General features: G+C 68.7%; 13 protein-coding genes. 9 read left to right on the top strand and 4 right to left on the bottom strand.

What is annotated here, in order from left to right; translation table 11 throughout:
* The first annotated feature begins 5 nt into the window (after positions 1–5).
* Entirely contained in the window at positions 6–1757 is a 1752-nt protein-coding gene (locus V2S85_RS10960; protein WP_330702896.1) for an amidohydrolase, read from the top strand.
* The gene (locus tag V2S85_RS10955; protein WP_330702895.1) at positions 1757–2371 is read left to right on the top strand and encodes an FMN-binding negative transcriptional regulator; all 615 of its coding nucleotides are present in this window, start codon (positions 1757–1759) and stop codon (positions 2369–2371) included. Before V2S85_RS10960 ends, V2S85_RS10955 begins: the two co-directional genes overlap by 1 nt.
* A gap of 3 nt (positions 2372–2374) precedes the next feature.
* On the opposite strand, the gene V2S85_RS10950 is transcribed toward V2S85_RS10955, so the two are convergent.
* Together V2S85_RS10950 and V2S85_RS10945 are read right to left on the bottom strand one after the other, a co-directional pair.
* The gene (locus V2S85_RS10950; RefSeq protein WP_330702894.1) at positions 2375–3787 is read right to left on the bottom strand and encodes an ATP-binding protein; all 1413 of its coding nucleotides are present in this window, start codon (positions 3785–3787) and stop codon (positions 2375–2377) included.
* The gene (locus tag V2S85_RS10945; RefSeq protein WP_330702975.1) at positions 3784–4512 is read right to left on the bottom strand and encodes a response regulator transcription factor; all 729 of its coding nucleotides are present in this window, start codon (positions 4510–4512) and stop codon (positions 3784–3786) included. Before V2S85_RS10945 ends, V2S85_RS10950 begins: the two co-directional genes overlap by 4 nt.
* A gap of 251 nt (positions 4513–4763) precedes the next feature.
* Between V2S85_RS10945 and V2S85_RS10940 the strand changes: the two genes are divergently transcribed.
* Genes V2S85_RS10940 through V2S85_RS10930 form a run of 3 tightly spaced genes read left to right on the top strand, consistent with a single transcriptional unit; the run spans position 4764 to position 10418 of the window.
* Positions 4764–5810 (top strand): efflux RND transporter periplasmic adaptor subunit, encoded by a 1047-nt coding sequence (locus tag V2S85_RS10940; RefSeq protein WP_330702974.1) that lies wholly within the window; start codon positions 4764–4766, stop codon positions 5808–5810.
* A 4-nt stretch (positions 5811–5814) separates the two neighbouring features.
* On the top strand, positions 5815–9027 hold the full coding sequence (locus V2S85_RS10935) for an efflux RND transporter permease subunit (protein WP_330702893.1): 3213 nt from the start codon (positions 5815–5817) through the stop codon (positions 9025–9027).
* Positions 9027–10418, top strand: coding sequence for an efflux transporter outer membrane subunit (locus tag V2S85_RS10930; protein WP_330702892.1), 1392 nt, complete (start codon positions 9027–9029; stop codon positions 10416–10418). The genes V2S85_RS10935 and V2S85_RS10930 overlap by 1 nt, the downstream gene beginning before the upstream one ends.
* 6 nt (positions 10419–10424) lie before the next feature.
* Here V2S85_RS10930 and pncB read toward each other — a convergent pair whose 3' ends face one another.
* Both pncB and V2S85_RS10920 read right to left on the bottom strand, forming a co-directional pair.
* A complete protein-coding gene (pncB, locus tag V2S85_RS10925) occupies positions 10425–11729 on the bottom strand; it encodes a nicotinate phosphoribosyltransferase (protein ID WP_330702891.1) in 1305 nt (434 codons plus the stop codon).
* Between the two features lie 11 nt (positions 11730–11740).
* On the bottom strand, positions 11741–12502 hold the full coding sequence (locus V2S85_RS10920; protein ID WP_330702890.1) for an NUDIX hydrolase: 762 nt from the start codon (positions 12500–12502) through the stop codon (positions 11741–11743).
* 83 nt (positions 12503–12585) lie between these two features.
* Between V2S85_RS10920 and V2S85_RS10915 the strand changes: the two genes are divergently transcribed.
* From V2S85_RS10915 to V2S85_RS10900, 4 genes are all read left to right on the top strand, one after another.
* Positions 12586–13179, top strand: coding sequence for a cysteine hydrolase family protein (locus tag V2S85_RS10915; RefSeq protein WP_330702889.1), 594 nt, complete (start codon positions 12586–12588; stop codon positions 13177–13179).
* 63 nt (positions 13180–13242) lie between these two features.
* On the top strand, positions 13243–13821 hold the full coding sequence (locus V2S85_RS10910; RefSeq protein ID WP_285021268.1) for an ANTAR domain-containing response regulator: 579 nt from the start codon (positions 13243–13245) through the stop codon (positions 13819–13821).
* Positions 13821–15029, top strand: a complete 1209-nt coding sequence (locus tag V2S85_RS10905; RefSeq protein ID WP_330702888.1) for an ABC transporter substrate-binding protein — start codon at positions 13821–13823, stop codon at positions 15027–15029. Before V2S85_RS10910 ends, V2S85_RS10905 begins: the two co-directional genes overlap by 1 nt.
* A 254-nt stretch (positions 15030–15283) precedes the next feature.
* The gene (locus tag V2S85_RS10900) at positions 15284–16540 is read left to right on the top strand and encodes a nitrate/nitrite transporter (RefSeq protein ID WP_330702887.1); all 1257 of its coding nucleotides are present in this window, start codon (positions 15284–15286) and stop codon (positions 16538–16540) included.
* The last annotated feature ends 39 nt before the right edge of the window (positions 16541–16579 follow it).

Here is a 16579-nt window from a genome sequence, read left to right as displayed (position 1 = left end):
CGCCCATGTCATTCCGCCCGCTTTCCGCCATACTCTCGCTTTCGGCCTCGGCCGCAGTGATTGCCGCGCTCGCTCCCGTTCCGGCCATGGCGCTGGCCGAGGGCATGGCCGACCTCATCATCACCAACGCGCGCGTCTACACCGTGGACGAGGCGCACCCCTGGGCCGAGGCCGTGGCGATCCGCGAGGGCCGCATCATCGCCGTGGGCAGCGCGAAGGACGTCGCGGTCCAGAAGGGCGCGCAGACGCAGGTGGTGGACCTCAAGGGCAAGCTGCTGCTTCCCGCCTTCGGCGACGCGCACAACCACCCGATCTTCGGCGGCATGAGCCACGCGCGCTGCGCACTGCATTCGGGCAGGTCGATCGCCGACTACAAGCGCATCATCGCCAAGTGCATCGCCGAGACGCCCAATACCGGCGCGGGCACCGGCACGATCTACGGCGTCGGCTGGGAGGATGGCCTGTTTCCGCCCAACGGCGTGCCGACCAAGGACATCCTCGATTCCCTGTCGACCACCCGTCCGCTGATCTTCCGCTCCACCGGCGGGCACAGCCTGTGGGTGAATTCCAAGGCGCTGCAACTCGCGGGCGTCACCAAGGCCACGAAGGATCCGCTCAACGGCAAGATCGATCGTGATCCGAAGACCGGCGAACCGATCGGCGGCCTGCAGGAATCGGCTCAGGATCTGGTCGAGAAGCTGATCCCCGAAACCACCGCGCAGGATCTGCAGGACGCCATCGCCTACACGGTCAAGCACTTCAATTCGCTGGGCATCACCAGCTGGCACGATGCCGGGATCGAGTGGCAGGAAGACGGCTCCAGCGCCGTCATCGACGCCTACAAGGCGGTCGCCGACAAGGGCCTGCTGACGGTGGACGTCGCCATCGACCTCAAGTGGAAGAACGAGAAGGGGCTGGAACAGTTGCCCGGCCTGCTCAAGGCCTCTGCCCGCGCCCGCACGCTGGGCATCACCGCACGCAGCGTGAAGTTCTACATCGACGGCGTGATCCCCCAGCAGACCGCCTACATGCTGAAGCCCTACGAGGGCACCAAGGAAGTCGGCGCGCCGCAGATCCCGGCGCAGGTGCTGGCGGCGGCGACCACCTTGCTTGACGAGCAGGGCATGCAGTCCCACTACCACACCATCGGCGATGCGGCCGTGCGCGAGGCGCTCGATGCCGTCGCCACGGCGCGCCGTTCGGACGGCAAGGTCGATACCCGGCCGATGATCTCGCACCTCAACGTGATCGACCCGGCCGACCAGCCGCGCTTCGCGACGCTGGGCGTCACCGCGATCTTCCAGCCGCTGTGGAGCTGCAACGAGCCTTACATGGACCTCACCAAGGAGCGCATCGGCGCGGTCCGCTCAAAGTACATCTACCCGGTCGCCAGCGTCGAGACGTTCGGCGGGCGCGTGGCCTACGGTGCCGACTGGTCGGTGGCCTCGGCCGATCCGGTTCTCGGCCTCGAAGTCGCGCTCACCCGCACCGCGCCTGAGGACAAGCGCGAGCCGCTGATCGCGTCCGAAGGCGTGACGCTGGCGCAAGCGGTCAAGTCCTACACGCTCGACGTCGCCTACGTGAACCATCTCGACCAGGAGACCGGCTCGATCGTTCCGGGCAAGAGCGCCGACCTCGTCGTGCTCGACAAGGACATCTTCAAGCTGGAACCGCGCCGCATCCACGAGGCCAAGGTGCTGGCCACGGTGTTCAAGGGCAAGGCGGTCTACGGATCGCTGGACGCGGCGGCGCGCTGATGGGTGTGTTCTCCCCGCGGCGGACGGCCGACGTCACCGACTTCGTGCGCGAGGAGATCCTCGGCCTCGTCACGACCTGCGACGCGCAGGGCTTCGTGGCGACGCCGCTGCCGCTGCTGGTCGAAGTGGACGCGGCGGGGGCGATCAGTGCGTTCATCGGCCACTTCGCCCTCGCCAACCCGCATGTCGCGCGGGCACAGGCCTCGCGCCGCGCGCAAGTGACGTTCCTCGGCCCGCACGGCTACATCGCGCCCGGCATGGTCTCCGCGCCGGGCTGGGGCCCGACGTGGAACTACCGCTACGCCCAGTTCGAGGTGGAACTGGAATTCGAGCCCGAGCGCGGCGCCGAGGCGATCGAGGAACTGGTCGCGGCGATGGAAGGCGACGGTCCGGACTCCTGGACGACCGCGCGCATGGGCGATCGCTTCGGCGTCCTGGCGCAGCGGGTGATCGCCTTCCGCGGCGCGGTGCTGAAATCCACCGCGCAGTTCAAGCTGGGGCAGGACGAGACGCCGGAGACTTTCGCCGAGATCGTCGCGGCGCTCGGCCCGGTGCCGCTGGCGCGTGCGATGCAGTGCCAGCGCGGCGAACCGGCGCTCTGCCGGGTGGACTGACGATCAGCCCTGCGCCGGCTTGCTCACGGGGCGCGGCGCCGCGCCTGCGGGCAGGCGGATGCGGCCGATCAACCCGCCGCCCGCGCGGTTGTGGAGGGTCACCGTAGCGCCGAAGGTTCCGGCCTGCGCCCGGGCGATCGCCAGGCCGATGCCGGTGCCGCTCTGCGGGCCGGACGACAAGCGGCGGAACGGCTGGAAGGCGAGTTCGAAGTCGTCCTCGGGCAGCCCCGGCCCCCGGTCGGCCACGTCCATGACGAGCGCGCCGTGCTCTTGCCGGCAGCTCAGTTCGGCGCTGCCGCCGTACTTGACGGCATTGTCGACGAGGTTGTCGAGCACCCGCGCCAGCGCGTTCGGCTTGACCCGCGCGTGCATCGCGCAGCCTTGCGTGAAGACCACCTGCTGCCCGATCTCGGCGCGGTCCTCGGCGGCGCTGGAGAGGAACGAGTCGATGTCCATCACCGACCACGATTCGCGGATCTCGCTGCTGCGGGCGAGGTCCAGCCCGTCGCGCACCATCTGGTGAGTGATCGAAAGGTCGGCGATCAGCTTGTCGCGCAGCGCCTCGTCCTCGACCTGTTCGAGCCGCAGCCGCAAGCGGGTGAGCGGGGTCTGGAGATCGTGCGTGACCGAGGCGAGGATCTGCGTCCGCTCGCGCAGGCCTTCGCGGACGCGTTCCTGCGCGCGGTTGAAGGTTTCCAGCGCGGCGCGCACCTCGCTCGGGCCCTTGACCGGGATCGGCTCGAAGTCGCCGATCAGCGAGAACGCCCGCGCCGCGCGCTCCATGCGGCGCAGCGGCGCGGTCGCCAGCGCGGCGCCGATCAGGCCCAGCAGGGCCCCGGCCAGGACGATGAGTTCGAGATAGGGCGGTCCCACCGGCGGCTGCAGCGAATCGCGGTCCGGCCACAAGTCCACCGCATAGCGGCGCTCGGCCCCGGCGGCATCGCGGTAGCGGATCAGCCAGCAGCTCGGCAGCGGATCGGTGTTCATCCCGGCGGCGTGGGGATAGCGCCGGAACCGCGCGAAGCATTCCTGGTTGGAAAACGGCACGACTTCGGCGGGATGGCCGAGCAACCCGCCGAGTTGCCGCGAAAGCGCGGCGTCGGGGCGCCGCATCGGCCAGTCCTGATCGGCCCCGTGGGCGCCCAGCACCAGACTGAGTTCCAGCGACCGCCGGGTATCCTGCGGATCGCGGCGGTAGCGCCGGGCGATGTCGACGGCGCTGCTCATCGCGGCTTCGACCTGGTGGCGGTGGAACATCACCTCGCGCAGTTCGTCGGAGGCCTTGAGCGCAAGCATGGCCGATGCGGCCATCCCCACCGAGAGCAGCAGCGCCAGCCTGCCGGCCAGCGATCGGGGATAGTCCCGCAGCCGCGTGAGGAGCCCGCGCGGGGCGGCGGGCGGTTCGCTTCCCGTCATTCGAACGCGATCGGTCCCGGCAGCACGTAGCCTTCGCTGCGCACCGTCAGGATGAGTTCGCCGCCGCCGGGTTCCCCCGCCAGCTTGTGTCGGAGCCGGCTGATCTGGATGTCGATCGTGCGGTCGAAGGCGACCGTCGCGCTGCGCTCGGGCGCCAGTTCCTCGCGCGAGAGAACCTGGTTGGGGGCATCGACGAAGCGCGTGAGCAGGCGGTACTCGGCGGAGGAGAGCATCACCAGCCGCTCGTCGTCGGTCACCAGCCGGCGCTGGTGGAGATCGAGCCGCCAAGGCCCGATCCGCGCGAACCGGGCGACGCGCGGACGGCCCTGGTCGAACACGCGTGAGCGGCGCAGCAGGTTGCGCACCCGCGCCAGCAGCTCGCGCGGCTCGAACGGCTTGGTCAGGTAGTCGTCGGCGCCGAGTTCGAGCCCCAACACGCGGTCGATCGGCCCTTCGCGCGCGGTCACCATCATGATCGCCCCCTCGTAGCCCTCGGCGCGCAGTTCGCGGCATACCTCGAGGCCGTCGCCGTCGGGCAGGTTGAGGTCGAGCACGAGCAGGTCGGCGGGCCCTTCGTCCAGCGCGGCGCGCAGTTCGGCCACGGTGCCGACGGCGTCCACGCGCTGCGGTTCGCGCGCAAGCTGCACGGTGATAAGTTCACGGATGTCGGTGTCGTCCTCCAGAACGACGATGCGCCCGTCCGACGCAGGAGACTGCGGGATCATGAAACGGCCCATAGGCATGAGGTGCTCGCGAGTCTCCCTGGTGTTACGCAGTGAAACAATAGGCTGCACGGGGCAACTTGACGATACCAGCCGATCCTTGCCGGGCGACGGCACGGGGGACAATGGACGGCCCAAACAGGAACCGTCTTCAAGGAGCCTTCGGGTTGCGCCCTTCGATCCATCATTTCGCCCTGGCCTCCGCGCTCGCGCTGGCAAGCCTCGGAACCGCCGGTTGCAGTAGCCAGCCGGCCATGCAACAGCAGGAAGCCGAAGTCGGCGTGGTCACGCTCAAGGCCGAGCCGGTGACCGTCTCTACCTCGCTCTCGGGCAGGACCGCCGCCACCGCCACTGCCGAAGTGCGTCCGCAGGTGGACGGCATCATCCAGTCGCGCCTGTTCGAGGAAGGCTCGCTCGTGCGTGCCGGCCAGCCGCTCTACCAGATCGACGCGCGCCTTTACAAAGCCACCCTGGACACCTCGCGCGCGCAGCTCGAGAACGCGCAGGCGACGCTGTTCAGCGCCCAGGCGAAGGCCCGGCGCTACGGCACGCTGAGCGATGCCGACGCGGTCAGCGCGCAGGACCGCGACGATACGCTGGCCACTGCCCGCGCCGCGCAGGCCTCGGTCCACCAGTACCAGGCGGCGATCCGCAGTGCCCAGGTCAACCTCGGCTTCACCCGCGTCTATGCGCCGATCACCGGGCGCATCGGGCGCTCGGCCTTCACCAAGGGCGCGCTGGTCACGTCCGCCCAGACCGACGCGCTGGCGACGATCCAGCAGCTCGACCCGATCTTCGTCGACATCACCCAGTCCTCGGCCGACCTGCTCAAGCTGCGCAAGGGCCTGGCCAAGGGTGACCTGCTGCCGGCCAGCACTTCGGTGAAGCTGACGCTGGAGGACGGCACCGAGTACCCGCAGGCCGGCACCGTCGAGTTCAGCGAGGTCAATGTCGATACCGAGGCGGGCACGGTGACGATCCGCGCGAAGTTCCCCAATCCCGACGGGCTGCTGCTGCCGGGCATGTTCGTCAAGGTCGATACCCCGCAGGGTGTCGTGAAGAACGGCATCCTCGCCCCGCAGCAGGGCATCACCCGCGATGCCAAGGGCAACGGCGTCGCGCTGGTCGTCAATGTCGAGGGCAAGGTCGAGCAGCGCGCCGTCGTCACCGCGCAGGCGATCGGCGACAAGTGGCTGATCACCAGCGGTCTCAAGGCCGGCGACCGGCTGATCGTGCAGGGCACCGACAAGGTGCGCGCGGGCGCCAGGGTCAAGGCCGTGGCCGTCAAGCTGGACCAGTGATCCCATGAACCTCAGTCGCTATTTCATCGACCGGCCCATCTTCGCCTGGGTCATCGCCATCATCGTCATGATGGCCGGCATCGCCGGCATCATGAGCCTGCCCGTCTCGCAATATCCCGACGTCGCGCCGCCTTCGGTCTCGATCAGCGCGACTTACCCCGGCGCCTCGGCGCAGACGCTGGAGAACTCGGTCACCCAGGTGATCGAGCAGCAGCTGACCGGCATCGACAACCTGCTCTACTTCTCGTCCAGCTCGGACAGCTCGGGCTCGGCCTCGGTCACCGCCACGTTCGCCAAGGGGACCGACCCCGACGTCGCGCAGGTGCAGGTGCAGAACAAGGTCCAGCAGGCCAATTCGCGCCTGCCGACCGAAGTGCAGCAGCAGGGCCTGACGGTGACCAAGTCCGGCTCCGACATGGTGCTGGTGGTCGCGCTCTACGACGAGAGCGACAAGACCTCGTCGAGCGACGTCGCCGACTATCTCGTCTCGAATTTCCAGGACGACCTCGCCCGCGTGAACGGCGTGGGCGGCGTGCGCGTGCTGGGCTCGCAGTACGCGATGCGCATCTGGCTCGATCCCGCGAAGCTCCAGGCGCGCCAGCTGATCCCGTCGGATGTCGAGAGCGCGATTTCGGCGCAGAACGTCGATCTTTCCGCCGGCCAGCTCGGCGCCCAGCCGCTCGCCAAGGGGCAGATGCTCAACGCGGTGGTCAAGGCCAAGTCGCGCCTGCAGACGCCGGAGCAGTTCCGCCAGATCGTCGTCAAGACGCTGACCGACGGTTCGGTGGTGCGTCTGTCGGACGTCGCCACCGTCGAGATGGGCCAGGAAAGCTACACCGTCTCGGGCAACATGAACGGCCATCCCGGCGCGGGCATCGGCATCGAGCTGGCCTCCGGCGCCGACGCGCTCAAGACCGTGGCGGCGGTGAAGGCGCGGGTGAACGAACTCGCCACCAGCCTGCCGTCGGGCTACAAGATCGCCTATCCGCGCGACACCAGCGATTTCGTCAAGCTGTCGATCCACGAGGTCGTCGAGACGCTGGTGATCGCCATCGTCCTCGTCGTGCTGGTGATGTACGCGTTCCTGCAAAGCTGGCGCGCCACGCTGGTGCCGGCGATCGCGGTGCCGGTGGTGCTGCTGGGCACCTTCGGCATCCTTGCGGTGCTGGGCTATTCGATCAACACCCTGACCCTGTTCGCGATGGTGCTGGCGATCGGCCTGCTGGTCGATGATGCGATCGTCGTCGTCGAGAACGTCGAGCGCCTGATGCACGACGAGAAGCTGAGCCCCTACTACGCCACCGTGCGCTCGATGGAGGAGATCGGCTCGGCGCTCGTCGGCATCGCCCTGGTGCTTTCGGCGGTGCTGCTGCCGATGGCGTTCTTCGGCGGCTCGACCGGCGTGATCTATCGCCAGTTCTCGGTCACCATCGTCGCGGCCATGGGGCTGTCGGTGCTGACCGCGCTGATCCTCTCGCCGGCCCTGTGCGCCATGTTGCTCAAGGCGCCCGCCCACCACGAGGACGCGGACGTCGAGCCGGCCCCCGGCCTGCGCGGCCTGCCGATGCGCGCCAAGCGCCGCCTCGACGGCTGGTTCGGCGGCTTCAACGCGTGGTTCGACCGCATGACCGGCCGCTACGTCGATGTCACCGGGCGGGTCATCGCCCGGCGCCGGATGTGGCTGGTCGGCTACGGCGTGGTGATCCTCGCCATCCTCGTGGTCTTCACGCGCCTGCCCACCGGCTTCCTGCCGACCGAAGACCAGGGCCAGGTGATGATCGTCTACCAGCTCCCCGCCGGCGCCACCGCCGAGCGGACCGACAAGGTGCGCACGCAGATCGAGCAGGCCTTCGCCACCGAGAAGCAGGATATCCGCCTGCTGTTCACGGTCGCGGGCTTCAGCTTCAACGGATCGGGCCAGAATGCCGGCATGGGCTTCGCCAGCCTCGCCCCGTTCGACGAGCGCAGCGGGGCGGAGCACAGCGCCTCGGCGATCACCGGGCGCCTGATGGGCAAGCTGTCGAAGATCCGCGATGCGCAGGTCTTCGTGATGACGCCGCCCGCGATCCAGGGGCTCGGCCAGTCGAACGGGTTCACCTTCCAGCTGCTCAACGCCACCAACATGGACCGCGACAAGTTCGTCGCCCTGCGCGACAAGCTGATCGCGGCGGCCAACCAGGATCCCAGGCTCTCGCAGGTCCGTGCCTCCAGCCTGCCCGATACGCCGCAGTTCGACGTCAACTTCGACGACGCCAAGCTGTCGGTCCTCGGCCTGTCGGTCGCCAATGCCACCGACACGCTGAGCACGGCCTGGGGCGGTACATACGTCAACGACTTCATCGACCGCGGCCGCGTGAAGAAGGTCTACCTGCAGGGCGCGGCGGAATCGCGCATGCTGCCCAGCGACCTCGACAAGTGGTTCGTGCGCTCGACCTCGGCGACGAACACCGACGGCACCAGCAAGATGGTTCCCTTCTCCGCGTTCACGACGATGAACTGGGAGACCGGTCCCAACAGCCTCTCGCGCTTCAACGGCCGCTCGTCGTTCTCGCTGCAGGGCGATGCCGGGTCGGGCTACAGTTCGGGCGATGCGATGAAGGAGATGGTCGCGCTGCAGCAGAAGCTGGCGCCGGGCACCAGCTATGCCTGGAGCGACTTGTCCTACCAGCAGAACCAGTCGAGCGGGCAGGCGGGCTATCTCTACGCCTTGTCGGTGGCGGTGGTGTTCCTGTGCCTCGCGGCGCTGTACGAGAGCTGGTCGGTGCCGCTTGCGGTGCTGCTGGTGATCCCTCTGGGTGTCGTAGGTGCCGTTCTGTGCGTCGCGGTGCGCGGGCTGGAGAACGACATCTACTTCCAGGTCGGCCTGCTCACCACGATCGGCCTCGCCGCCAAGAACGCCATCCTCATCGTCGAATTCGCCGAAATGGCGTGGCGGGACGGGCGCGACATGGTCGAGGCGGCGCTGGAAGCCGCACGCGTCCGCCTGCGCCCGATCATGATGACCTCGATCGCCTTCATGGCCGGCGTCGTCCCGCTGGTGGTCGCGAGCGGCGCCGGTGCGCAGGGGCGCATCGCCATCGGCACCGCGGTGCTGGGCGGCATGCTCACCGCCACCGCGCTCGCCATCTTCTACGTCCCGTTGTTCTTCGTCATGGTCGCCCGCGTGTTCCATCGCGGCAACACGGCGAAGCCTGCCGCCCCGGAGGGCACCGCCTGATGCGTCGTTCCATGATCTCGCTGACGGCGCTTGCCGTCCTGCTCTCGGGCTGCAACCTGGCGCCCAAGTACGTCCAGCCGGTCTCGGCGGCCCCCGCGCAGTGGCCGCAGGGTGCCGCCTACGAACCGGCGACGCCGGGCGAGGCCGGCATGCCCTGGCGCACGCTGTTCGCCGACCCCCGCCTCCAGGCGGTTATCGAGCGGGCGCTGGCGAACAACCAGGACTTGCAGGCCAGCCTTGCCAAAGTCACCTCGGCGCGGGCGCAGTACCACGTCGAGCGGTCGTACCAGTTGCCGACCATCGCGGCGGGCGCCGACGCGACGGCGACGCGGGGGCTCAAGACCTCGGCCTCGGACAGCCAGAGCTACAACGCCGACGTCGGTTTCAGCGCCTTCGAACTGGACTTGTTCGGGCGGCTGAAGAACCAGAGCCGCGAGGCGATGGAAACCTACCTCGGCACCGAGTCCGGCTATCGCTCGGCGCGGCTGACGCTGGTGGCCAACGTCGCCGCGTCCTACGTCACGCTGGCGTCCGACCGTGATCTGCTGGCCCTTGCCGAACGGACGCGCGGCAGCGCGCAGCGCACCGTCGACCTGAACCGGGCGCTGCATCGCTCCGGCCTCGCCAGCGCCGCCGACGTTGCCTCCGCCGAAACCACGCTGGAACAGGCGAAGTCCGACGTGGCTTCGCAGACCACGCTGGTCGCGCAGGACCGCAATGCGCTCGAACTGCTGGTCGGCGGGGCCGTCGCCGACGCCGAGCTTCCCGGCTCGCTGGCCGAACTTGAGGCGAAGATCGGCAAGGTGCCGGCGGGCCTCTCGTCCGAAGTGCTGCTGCGCCGCCCCGACGTGGTCGAGGCCGAGCACAACCTGAAGGCGACTTACGCGCAGATCGGCGAGGCGCGGGCAGCGTTCTTCCCGACGATCTCGCTGACTTCGGCGCTGGGGCTGGCCAGCACCGCGCTTGGCAACCTGCTGGGCAGCAATGCCTTCAACGCCAGTGGCACCGCGAGCGTCAGCCTGCCGCTGCTGGGGGGCACCAACAAGGGCAACCTCGAATACGCCAAGGCGCAGCGCGAATACTATCTGGCGACGTATCGCGGGACGGTGCAGTCGGCGTTCAAGGACGTCGCCGATGCACTGGCCCGGCGCGGCACCATCTCCGATCAGCGCACCGCGCAGGACCGCCTCGTCGCCGCCGCGCAGCGCAGCTACGACCTGGCCGATGTGCAGTACCGGGCAGGGACGGATACCTATGTCGCCGCCCTCGTCGCCCAGCGCTCGCTCTACGCCTACCAGCAGACGCGCATCGCGACCGTGCTGGCGGACCTGACCAACCGGATCACGATCTACAGCGCGATCGGCGCGGACGAGTCGCTCGCCAGGCCTTGAGCGCGGTCAGACCGAGACCGCGCTCTCCACTTGCCCGGCCGAGCCGAAGACCCTGAGGTAGCGGGCGATCTCATCCGGCTGCCCGGTCGCCTTGGCCGGGTTGTCGGAGAGCTTCACCGCCGGCCGTCCGTCGGCGCTGACGACCTTGCAGACGAGCGAGATCGGCTCCAGCCCGGCCGCCCCGTCGGGATCGCAGCCCCGAAAGTCGTTGGTCAGGTTGGTGCCCCAGCCGAAGCTCATGCGCACCCGCCCGTGGAAATGGCGATAGGTCTCGCCGATCGTGTCGATGTCCATGCCGTCCGAGAAGATCAGCAGCTTGCGGCGTGGATCGACCCCGCGTTCGCGCCACCAGCGGATGATCTGCTCACCCCCTTCGATCGGCGGCGCGCTGTCGGGGCGGAAGCCGGTCCAGTCGGCGAGCCAGTCGGGCGCGTTCTGGAGGAAGGCGGTGGTGCCGAAGGCGTCGGGAAGGGCGATCAGCAGGTTGCCGTTGTAGTGCGCGCTCCAGTCCTGCAGCACCTGGTAGGGCGCGCGGCGCAGCGCCTCGTCGCCATCCGCCAGCGCGGCGGCGACCATCGGCAGTTCGTGGGCATTGGTGCCGATCGCCTCGAGGTCCGCGTCCATCGCCAGCAGCACGTTGGAGGTGCCGATGAAGCGCTCGCCCAGCCCCTCCTTCAGCGCCTCGACGCACCAGCGCTGCCACAGGAAGCCGTGGCGGCGGCGGGTGCCGAAGTCGGAGATCACCAGGTCGGGCAGTTCGCGCAGGCGCTCCACCTTGTCCCACAGCTTGGCCTTGGCGCGGGCGTAGATCACGTCGAGCGCGAACTTGCCCTTGTCGCGCAGGGCGGCGCGCGCGCGCAATTCGTTGATGATGGTGAGCGCCGGGATCTCCCACATGGTGGTGTGGGTCCAGGGCCCCTCGAAGCGCAGTTCGTACTGCCCGTCCACCTTGCGCAGCTCGTATTCGGGCAGGCTGAAGTCGGATAGCCAGGCGATGAAGTCGGGCGCGAACATCTGCTGCTTGCCGTAGAAGGTGTTGCCGGCCAGCCAGATCAGCTCCTTCTTCGCGAAGCGTACCGTGCGGGCATGGTCCAGCTGGGCGCGCAGTTCGGCCTCGTCGATCACGTCCGCCAGCCGCACCGAGCGGGTCCGGTTGATGAGCGAGAAGGTGGCGTGAACGTCCGGATGGATGTGCCGGATCATCTGCAGCATCAGCAGCTTGTAGAAGTCGGTGTCGAGCAGGCTGCGCACGATCGGGTCGAGCCGGAAGTTGTGGTCGTAGCTGCGCCTAGCGATATCGGTGACTGCCATGGCGAATATCCTTAGCCGATAAGGGGATGAAGGGAACGCGTGTTCGGCCGGCCCGCCCGCTGGAACCGGTAGAGTTCGGCCGGGCGGAACGAGGTGCCTTGCTCACGCAGGCCGGTGGGCGCAAGCCAGCCGCGATCGAGCATGCGGCGGCGGAAGGCAGGCTTGTTGAAGGCGGTGCCGCCGATCGCCTCGTGCACGTCCTGCAACTGGCGCAGCGTGAACAGGTCCGGCAGCAGCGCGAAGCCGACGTCGGAATAGTCGATCTTCCCGCGCAGTCGCAGCAGCGCCATCGCCAGGATCTGGCCATGGTCGAAGGCGAGGTCGATCGCCGCGCCGCCCGGCCCCAGCGCCGTGATCGGGCCGCCGGTCTCGCCGGTCCAGTCCGCCTGGATGGCGACCGGCCGCAGCGCCGGATTGGCGACGAGCGCCGCCGCGAACGCCCGCTCGTCCAGCAGCGCCAGCCAGGCGACGGTGATGACCCGCGTGCGCGGATCGCGATCGACCGCGCCGAACGTATAGAGCTGCTCCAGATGCGCATCGTCGAGGCGGGCCTTGTCGTGCAGCACCCGCTGCGCCGCGTCGTCGAGGCTTTCGGCGATGCCGACGAATCCGCCCGGCAGCGCCCAGCGGCCGGGGAAGGGCTCCTCCTCGCGCGGCTGCAGCAGCACGGCAGGGCGGCCCTCGCGGATGCCCAGCAGCACCAGGTCGACCGTGACGGACGGGTGCTCGTAAGCGGACGCGTCATAGCCGGAGAGGAAGTCTGCCTCGGTCATGGACCACCTTATATTCAAGATGCGCTTTACTTATGTGCGATACGGATATATGTCAAGCGGCAGGCAGGATGGAGAGTTTCGACATGACCCGGTTCGTCGTCGTGGTGGACACGCAGGAGGATTTCATGGCCGCGGGCGGCGCCCTGAGCGTCGCCGGGGCCGAAGCGCTGGCAAAGCCGATGCGGGCATGGCTGGCCGCCCTGGACCCGCAGGAGACGGCCGGCGTGCTGTTCACCTTCGACACGCACGAGGAGGACATCTACGCCGGCTCGGCCGAGGCGGAGGCGTTTCCGGTCCACTGCCTGCGCGGCACGCCGGGGTGGGCCAACGTGCTGGACGTGGACCTTGTCGATCCCGCGATCCCGGCGTGGCGTATCGAGAAGGGGGTGTTCGACATGTGGGCCGAGGACGGCCGGATGATCGAGGATGCGCGCGATGCGTCCCGCGTCCCGGTGCCGCGCGACAGCTTCTTCGCCGCGCTGTGGGCGCAGGGCGTCGCGGACGTCGCGGTGATCGGCGTCGCCGCCGACTACTGCGTGCGCTGGGCGATCGACGGGCTGCTCGCCAGGGGCTTCCGCGTCACCGTGCCCGCCGGCCTGACTCGCGGCATCGCCCGCCAGATCGAGGCGGTGGCGGTGGAGGACTTCGGCGGGCGGATCGCCGTCACGGCGGGGTGAGCGGCTGTTGACATGCCCGCCGTGCTCGACGATCAGCGAGCGCGCGGGTCCGGGGGGCATGGAATGAGAATCGTCATCATCGACGACAGCGGCCTGCGCGCCACGGTCCTGGAAGAGGGCCTGCGCGAGGCCGGCTACGACGACATCCACATCGTCCCCCCGCGCGGCGCGTTCGTGGCGCGGCTGGAGCGCATGGCGCCCGACGTCGTGCTCATGGACCTCGGCAGCCCCAGCCGCGATACGCTGGAGGAAATGCTCACCGTCAGCCGGGCGCTGGCCCGGCCGATCGCGATGTTCGTCGACCAGTCGGACGAGGCGATGATCGGTGCCGCCATCGACGCGGGCGTCTCCGCCTATGTCGTCGATGGCTTGCGCAAGGAGCGGGTGAAGCCGGTGCTGGAACTGGCGGTGCGCCGTTTCAACGCCTTCTCGCGCATGCAGACCGAGCTTGAGGAGGCGCGCACCGCGCTTGCCGACCGCAAGGTGATCGACCGCGCCAAGTCGATCCTGATGAACCAGCGCGCCTTGTCCGAACAGGACGCCTATGCGCTCCTGCGCTCCACCGCGATGAACCAGGGCAAGAAGATCGCCGAGGTCGCGCAGGCGCTGATTACCGCCAGCGACCTGCTGGGAGGGGTATAATGACGACCAATCTTCGCATCGCCTTCCTGCCGCTCAACGACGTCGCGGTGCTCGCCGCCGCCCGCGAACGCGGCTTTGCCGAGGAGGAGGGCCTTGCGCTCGACCTCGTGCGCACGACGAGCTGGGCGACCTTGCGCGACCGGCTGGTCTACGGGCAGGTGCAGGCCGCGCACATGCTGGCGCCGCTGGCGGTGGCGGTGACGCTGGGCCTGAGCCAGCAGCCCGCCGCACTGGCCGCGCCGTTCAAGCTGGGCGTCAACGGCAACATGCTGGTCATGGCGAAGGACTTCGCCGCCGCCCTCGCGCCGGATCCCGCCGCGCGGCTGGCCGACCCGCTGGGCACCGCGCACGACTTCGCCGCCGCCATCGGGCTGTGGCGGCGCAAGCCGATCATCGGCGTCGTCCACCGCTTTTCCAGTCATGCGCTGATGCTCCGCTACTGGCTCGCCAGCGCGGGCATCGATCCCGATCGCGACGTGGTGCTGCGCGTACTGCCGCCCTCGCTGACGGTCGAGGCGATCCATGCCGGCGAGATCGACGGTTTCATCGCGGGCGAGCCCTGGGGCAGCGCCGCGATCGAGTCCGGACGCGCGGAGGCGGTGGCGATCGGCCAGCGCATCTGGCAGCGCGGGGTGGAGAAAGTGCTGGCCTTCCGCGAGCCATGGCTTGAGGAGAACCCCGAGACCACCGACCGCCTGCTGCGCGCGCTCGCCCGCGCCGCCGTCTGGTGCGACGAGCCGGACAACCGCGAGGCGCTGGCCGACATTCTCGCCGACCCGCGCTATGTCGGGCAGCCCTCCGACCTGATCCTGCGCACGCTGAGCGGCACGATCGTCCCCAGGGCGGGCGATGCGGCGGTGTCCTGCCCCGACTTCGTGCTGTTCTCCCGCGAGGCGACGCCGTTTCCGTGGCGCAGCCAGGCGCTGTGGATCTATTCGCAGCTGGTGCGCTGGAACATGGTGGAGCCTTCCGCCGAAACAGAAGCGCGGGCGGCGGCGGTATTCCGGCCTGACGTCTACCGCCGCGCGCTTGCGGGCAGCGACCTGCCGATGCCGGGAGCGAGCATGAAGCTGGAAGGGGCGGTGGGTGCGCCGCTGGGCGTGGGTTCGCGCAAGGGCGACCTGCTGCTGGGGCCTGACCGGTTCTTCGACGGCCGCGTGTTCGATCCTGAACGGATCGAGGACTATCTGGCGGGTTTTGCCCGTTAGGATTTTTGGGCAGCATTGAAAATGCGATGGCGCTGAAAACGCGCGCAATTTTACGTCTTGCCAGATTTGCGGAATCGCGTGACTATATAGGCGTCTCGCGATGAAGCGCGACCACACCGGATAGGCTGTCCCAAAGGCGGGACGCCATCCTCACCGAAATTCGCAGCAAAGCCGCTGACCGGGCTCACCGCAAGGGTGACGTCCGGCCTGCGGCTTTTTTCGTGTCCGCTTTCATGATTTATGGGGGACGTACCATGGCAACCGCATTCTTCCGACCTGACGAAGACAATGACGTGCTTGCGCCCGCGCAAAAGCCCGCCGTCGGCTTCTGGAAGGCCGGCCACACGCCGACGTTGATCGCAGCTTTCCTCTATTTCGACCTCGCCTTCATGGTCTGGGTCCTGCTCGGCCCACTGGCGCCGGAGATTTCGAAGACTCTCGGGCTCACGCCCGCGCAGAAGGGCCTGATGGTGGCGCTTCCCACGCTGGCGGGCGCTCTCCTGCGCGTCGTCAACGGGCTGCTGGTCGATCGCATCGGGCCGAAGCGCTCGGGCGCGATCAATCAGGTCATCGTCATCACGGGCCTGTTCTTCGCCTGGTCGATGGGCGTCACCAGCTTCGGCGGGACGCTGGCGCTGGGCGTGATCCTGGGCTTTGCGGGGGCGAGCTTCGCGATCGCGCTGCCGCTCGCCAGCCGCTGGTATCCGGCCGAGCATCAGGGCAAGGCGATGGGCCTTGCGGGCATGGGTAATTCGGGCACCGTCTTCGCCGCACTCTTCGCGCCGACATTGGCGAAGATGTTCGGCTGGAATGCGGTGCTGGGCCTTGCCTGCATCCCGCTGACCGTGGTGCTGGTGGTCTATCTCGTCATGGCCAAGGACGCACCGAACCAGCCTGCGCCGCGCAAGCTGGTGGACTATGCGGCGCTGCTCAAGCAGGCGGACGCGTGGTGGCTGATGGCCTTCTACGCGGTGACTTTCGGCGGTTTCGTGGGGCTTGCCGCATCGCTGCCGATCTACTTCACCGACCAGTTCGGTCTCAGCACCGTCGTCGCCGGATATTGCACGGCGGGCTGCGTCTTCGCCGGATCGCTGGTCCGTCCGATGGGCGGCGCGCTGGCCGACAAGATCGGCGGCGTGAAAGCGCTGATGATGGTCTATGCGGTCGCGGCCATCGCGCTTGTCGGCGTGTCTCAGGCGCCTAGCCTGATCGCGGCGCTCGGGCTGTTCGTGGTGGCGATGCTGGCGCTCGGCACCGGCAACGGTTCGGTGTTCCAGCTGGTCCCGCAGCGCTTCCAGACCGAGATCGGCGTGATGACCGGCCTCGTCGGCATGGCGGGCGGTGTCGGCGGGTTCTACCTCGCCAGCTCGCTCGGCCTTGCCAAGCAGTTCACCGGCAGCTTCGCGCCGGGCTTCCTGATCTTTGCCGGCCTTGCGGTCGTGGCCCTCGCCTCGGTGGCGAGCGTCAAGGGCCGCTGGCGCGCGACCTGGAAAACCGGCGCGCGCATCTGAGCCGACAACCGGGGCGGCGGCACCCCAGCGCCGCCGCCC

This window comes from Novosphingobium resinovorum (assembly GCF_036352595.1).
Classification (GTDB): Bacteria; Pseudomonadota; Alphaproteobacteria; order Sphingomonadales; family Sphingomonadaceae; genus Novosphingobium; species Novosphingobium resinovorum_B.
Note: the sequence above shows the minus strand (reverse complement) of the source record. Positions and strands in the feature narration are given on the sequence as shown.